Source organism: Streptomyces sp. NPDC045899 (assembly GCF_056431485.1).
This window is the reverse complement of the sequence record NZ_JBWKKP010000057.1, coordinates 1-6,000: the sequence shown is the minus strand read 5'-3', so window position 1 is coordinate 6,000 and position 6,000 is coordinate 1. Positions and strand designations below refer to the sequence as shown.

2 protein-coding genes are annotated in these 6,000 nt (G+C 72.8%); both read right to left on the bottom strand.

From position 1 onward, the window contains the following. On the bottom strand, positions 1-1,886 hold a 1,886-nt coding region (locus AC07FT_RS36205; protein ID WP_479180414.1), incomplete at its 3' end, for a type I polyketide synthase. Between the two features lie 46 nt (positions 1,887-1,932). After that, positions 1,933-5,985: an SDR family NAD(P)-dependent oxidoreductase gene (locus tag AC07FT_RS36200; protein ID WP_479180413.1), complete on the bottom strand. Its 4,053-nt coding sequence runs from the start codon at positions 5,983-5,985 to the stop codon at positions 1,933-1,935. Between the last annotated feature and the right edge of the window lie 15 nt (positions 5,986-6,000).

Here is a 6,000-nt window from a genome sequence, read left to right as displayed (position 1 = left end):
ACCACATCCACCCGCTCCAGCGACGGCGCACCCTCCACCCCACGCAGCACATCCTCAAGACGCCAGTCCACGAACTCCGACAACGCCTCACCACACGCCGCGACCTCCGCCGCGAACACCGGCGAAGAGTCCAGCAGACCGACCGCCATCCCCTCCCACTGCGCACCCTGACCCGGGAACACGAACACCGGCTTGGCACCGGGCGTGGCACGGCCCTCGACGACCACCGGGGACGGCTCGCCGAGCGACAGCGCGGTCAGCCCGGCGAGCAGCTGGTCGCGGTCGGTGGCCGCCACCACACCGCGGTGTTCCAGATGGGCCCGGGTGGTGGCCGTGGAGAAGCCGAGGTCGGCCGGGGACAGGTCCGGTCGCGCCAGCGCGTGCGCGCGGAGCCGGTCGGCCTGGGCGCGCATCGCGGCCGCGGTGCGTCCGGACACCGTCACGGGGACGGCGGTCAGCGGACGCGGCGCGGCGGTGTCCTCGGCGGGCTCCTCGGCCGGGGCCTCCTCCAGGATGATGTGGGCGTTGGTGCCGCTCACCCCGAACGAGGACACCGCGGCGCGGCGTGGCTTCTCCCCCACGGCCCACTCCCGGGCCTCGGTCAGCAGCGCGACCTCGCCCGCCTCCCAGTCGATGTGCGGCGAGGGCGCGTCCACGTGCAGGGTCCGCGGCAGCTGTCCGTGCCGCATCGCCATCACCATCTTGATGACACCGGCCACGCCCGCGGCCATGGAGGTGTGGCCGATGTTCGACTTGATGGACCCCAGCCACAGCGGATCGCCGCCACGTTCGCGCCCGTAGGTGGCGAGCAGCGCATGGGCCTCGATCGGGTCACCGAGGACGGTGCCGGTGCCATGACCCTCGACCGCGTCCACCTCGGACGCCGAGAGCCCGGCGTTGGCCAGCGCCTGCCGGATCACCCGTTCCTGCGACGGGCCGTTCGGCGCGGTCAGACCGTTGCTCGCACCGTCCTGGTTCACCGCGGTACCGCGGATCAGTCCGAGGATCTTCCGGCCGTTGCGCCGGGCGTCGGACAGCCGCTCCAGCACCACCAGACCCAGACCGTCGGAGAAACCGGTCCCGTCGGCCGACGCCGCGTACGCACGGCAGCGGCCGTCCGGGGAGACGGCCTGCTGGCGGCTGAACTCGGCCAGCAGGAACGGCCCGGACATGACGGTCACCCCGCCGACGAGGGCCATGGAGCACTCGCCCGCGCGCAGCGCCTGGGTGGCCATGTGCAGGGCGACGGCGGAAGAGGAGCACGCGGTGTCGACCGACACCGCGGGGCCCTCCAGACCGAACACGTAGGAGATACGGCCGGAGGAGACGCTGGCCGCCCCGCCGGTCAGCTGCAGTCCCTCGATCTGCGGCAGGCTGCCCGCGGGCGCCGTGCAGTAGTCGGTGGTGCCGACGCCGCAGAAGACGCCGGTGTCACTGCCGCGCAGCGACGTCGGGTCGATGCCCGCGTCCTCGAACGCCTCCCACGACGCCTCCAGCAGCAGCCGCTGCTGCGGGTCCATGGCCAGCGCCTCGCGCGGGCTGATCCCGAAGAACTCGGCGTCGAACTCGGCGATCCCGTCGAGGAACCCGCCGCCGCTGGTGGACACGGCGCCGGGCCGGCGCATGCTCGGATCGTAGATCCGCTCCGGGTCCCAGCCACGGTCGGTGGGCAGTGCGCTGACGGCGTCGCGCCCCGACGACACGAGCTCCCACAGCTCGTCCGGGGAGGTGACACCGCCGGGGTAGCGGCAGCTCATGCCGACGATGGCCAGCGGCTCGCTGGCGTTGGCGAGCAGTCGTTTGTTGAGCTGGCGGAGTCGGTCGGTCTCCTTGAGGGATTTCCGGAGCGCCTCGATGAGCTGGTTCTGATCGGTGGCCATGTCTATTCCTTCGTCTCCAAGCCCATTGCGGCGACGGCGTTCCCGGCGGGGGTCATGCGAGGTCCTCCTGAGCCATCCGGATCAGGGCTTCCGCGTCCATGTCCTCGAACGACGCGGTCTCCCCGTCCTCGCCGACCTCCTCCGGCGGGTCGCTGTCCGCCAGTTCGCGCAGGGTGCCGAGCAGCCCGGCCCGGCGCAGCCGGTCGATGGGGATCGACACCAGCAGCGCGCGGATCTCGTCCTCCTCGGACCGCGGCCTGGCGGCCCCGTCCGGAACGATCTCCGGCAGCAGGTGGCGGGCGATGGCCGCCGGGCTGGGGTGGTCGAACACCACAGTGGCGGCCAGCCGCACACCGGTGGCCTGAGTGAGCCGGTTGCGCAGTTCGACGGCGCTCAGCGAGTCGAAGCCGAGCTCCTTGAAGGCGCGTTCGGGGTCGACGGAAGCCGCCGAGGCGTGTCCGAGCACCGACGCCACCTGGGCCTGGACCAGTTCGAGCACGATTCGCTCACGGTCCGCCTCCGGCACTCCGGCCAGCCGCTGGGCCAGCGCCGCGGCACCGGTGTCGACCGTCCGGGCCGGGGTGCGGACCAGGCCGCGCAGCAGCGGCGGCAGCATTCCGGCGCGCGCCTGGGCACGCAGCGCGGCCGTCTCCAGCCGCACCGGCGCCACCACGGCCGCGTCCACGTCCAGCGCCTGGTCGAACAGGGCGAGTCCGGTCTCGGCGGTGAGCGCGCTCATGCCCATGCGCTCGAGCCGGGCGAGTTCTTCCTGGCCCAGCTGGGCGGCCATGCCCGCGGCCTCCGACCACAGACCCCACGCCAGCGACGTGGCAGGCAACCCCACCGCACGACGCGACGCCGCCAACGCATCCAACGCACCATTCGCCGCCGCGTAGTTGGCCTGCCCAGGGCTGCCCATGAGCGACGCCACCGAGGAGAACAGTACGAACGCCGACAGGTCCATGCCGGCGGTCAGCTCATGCAGATGCCATGCCGCGTCCACCTTCGGCCGCATCACCCGCTCGACCTGCTCCGGCGACAACGACTCGACCACACCGTCATCCAGCACACCGGCCGCGTGCACCACACCCGTCACCGGACGACCCACCGACCCCAGCGCAACAGCCAACTGCTCACGATCGGACACATCACACGCGACGACCTGCGCCCGGCAGCCCAGACCCTCCAACTCCGCCACCAACGCGGCGGCACCATCGGCCTCCGGACCCCGACGACTCAGCAACAACAGATCACGCACACCATGCACATCCGCCAGATGACGGGCGAACAACGCACCCAGACCACCCGTACCACCGGTCACCACCACCGTGCCCTCCGGGCCCAAGGGCGCCGGAACGGTCAGGACGACCTTGCCGACGTTGAGGCCCTCGCGCAGGTGGCGCAGCGCCTCACGGCCCTGCCGCACGTCCCAGGTACGGATCGGCGCGAACTCCAGGACACCCCGCCGGAACAGGGCCACGATCTCGGTCAGCAGCTCACCCAGCCGCCGCGGCCCCGCCTCCCACAGGTCGAAGGCGCGGTACGCGACATCCGCGCGCTCCGCCGTGACCGCCTCTGCGTCACGGATGTCGGCCTTGCCCATCTCCACGAACCGGCCGCCGCGCGGCAGCAGGTCCAGGGAGGCGTCCACGAACTCGCCCGTGAGCGAGTTGAGCACCACATCCACCCCGGCGCCCTGGGTGACCTCCAGGAAGGCGTCCCGGAAACCGGTCTCGCGTGAGGTGGCGATGTGGTCGCCCGCGACACCGGCGGCCCGCACCACCTCCTGCTTGGACGGACCGGCCGTGGCGAACACCTCCGCGCCGAGGTGCCGGGCGATCTGCACGGCGGCCGTACCCACACCACCGGCGGCGGCGTGCACCAGCACCCGCTCCCCCGCACGCAGTCCGGCCAGGTCCACCAGGCCGTAGTAGGCGGTCGCGTAGGCCACCGGTACCGAGGCCGCCTGGGTGAACGACCACTCCTCCGGCATGGGCGCGACCAGCGCCCGGGGCGCGACGGCCACCGGGCCGAAGGACTCCATCACGATCCCGAACACCCGGTCGCCCACGGTGAGGTCGGTGACCTCGGGACCGGTCTCCAGCACCACACCGGCCGCCTCGGCGCCCAGCGGTACGTCGTCGGGGTACACACCGAGCGCGATCAGCACGTCCCGGAAGTTCACGCCCGCGGCACGGACGCCGATCCGCACCTCGTCGGCGGCGAGGGGACGACGAGCGTCGGAGGCGACGACCTCCACGTCCTCGAGTGAGCCCTTGCGCGTGACGGACAGCCGCCAGGTGTCATCGGCGGGAGCGACGGCCGCGTTCAGCCGCGGCGCGAACGTCTGGTCGCCACGGACGGCGAGCTGCGGTTCGTCCCCGTCGAGCACTCCGGCCCAGTCCGGCTCGTCGCCGTCCAGGTCGACCAGGACGAAGCGGTCCGGATGCTCGGACTGGGCGCTGCGCAGCAGGCCCCACACCGCGGCCTGCGCGGTGTCCGGCGCTTCGCCACCGACGGACACCGCGCGCCGGGTGACCACGACCAGCCGGGCCTCGCCCAGCCACTCACTGGCCAACCAGCGCTGCACCAGCGCCAGCGCGCCCGCGGCGGCCTCCCGTGCGGCACCGGCCACCTCGCCGTCGGGGGTGTCGACGGCGGCCAGCACCAGCCCCGGCGCGGACGCGCCGTCGGCGAGGGCCGTCTCCAGCGCGGCCAGGTCCGGGAACCGGTCGCCGGTGGCGGCCAGTGCGCCGAGCACGGCCGCCCGGACGGGCTGCTGCCCCGCGCCGACCGCGACCGGGGACCAGTCGAGCCGGTAGACCGACTGACGGCCGCCGTGCCGCAACCGCTCGAGCTGGGCCGGGTCGACCGGACGCATGTCCAGCCGGGCCAGGCTCAGCACCGGCTCCCCGTGCTCACTGACGACGTCGAGGCCGAAGGCCGTCTCGTCCACCCGCCGCATCCGGACGCGTACCCGCGACAGTCCGCTCCGCCCGGTGCGCACACCGGACCAGGAGAACGGCAGGAAGGCGGTGTCCCTGGGCCCGTCGTCCTGGAGAAGACCCGAGTGCAGCGAGGCGTCGAAGAGCGCCGGGTGGATACCGAAGCCCTCGCCGCCGGTGTCACCGGGCAGGGCGACCTCGGCGTAACAGTCGCCGTCGACCTGCCACGCCGCGCGCACCCCCTGGAACAGCGGCCCGTAATCGAAGCCGAGCTCGGCCATTCCCGCGTAGAGCACGTCCGCGGTCATCTCGGTGCCACCGGCCGGCGGCCACTGTGCCGGGAACCACGACGACACCGGTGTGGTGTCCTCCGCGGCCAGCCAGCCGCGGGCGTGGCAGGTCAGCTCGGGCTGCTCGTCGTCCCCGCCCTCGGGACGGGCGAACACCGCCACTTCACGCCGGCCGTCCTCACCGGCCGGACCGACGGTGACACGCAGCTGCGCGGCGGAGTCCTCCTCCAGCAACAGCGGGGATTCCATCACCAGTTCGTCCACCACCGGGGCGCCCACGCGGCGACCGGCGACGGATGCCAGCTCCACCCAGGCCGTACCGGGCACGATCACCGCACCGAGCACGACGTGGTCACGCACCCAGGGCTGGGTCTCGGTGGAGAGGCGGCCGGTGAAGAGCCACTCGTCGCGGTCCCCCAGCTGAACGGAGGCGGCCAGCACGGGGTGCTCGACCTCATCGAGACCGGCGGCCGCGACATCACCCCGCGCCGACGGCATCAGCCAGTAGTTCTCGCGCTGGAAGGCATAGGTGGGCAGATCGACGGACCGAGCCCCGGTGTTGGCGTAGAAGGCGGTCCAGTCGACTTCCAGGCCCGCGGTGTGGGCACGGCCGAGGAAGGCGGCGAACGTGTCGCACTCGGCGTGCTTGGCACGCAGGGCAGGAAGGAACGCGGCCTCGGAGTCGTCCTCAACGGACTGACGGGCCATGGCGGTCAGGACGGCGTCCGGGCCCAGCTCCAGGAACCGCCGCACACCGAGGTCCCAGAGTGTCGCCACACCATCGGCGAAGCGCACCGCCTGCCGCACATGACGCACCCAGTACTCGGCATCAAAGCCCGTCACCAGCTCGCCCGACACGTTCGAGACCACCGGGATACGGGGCTC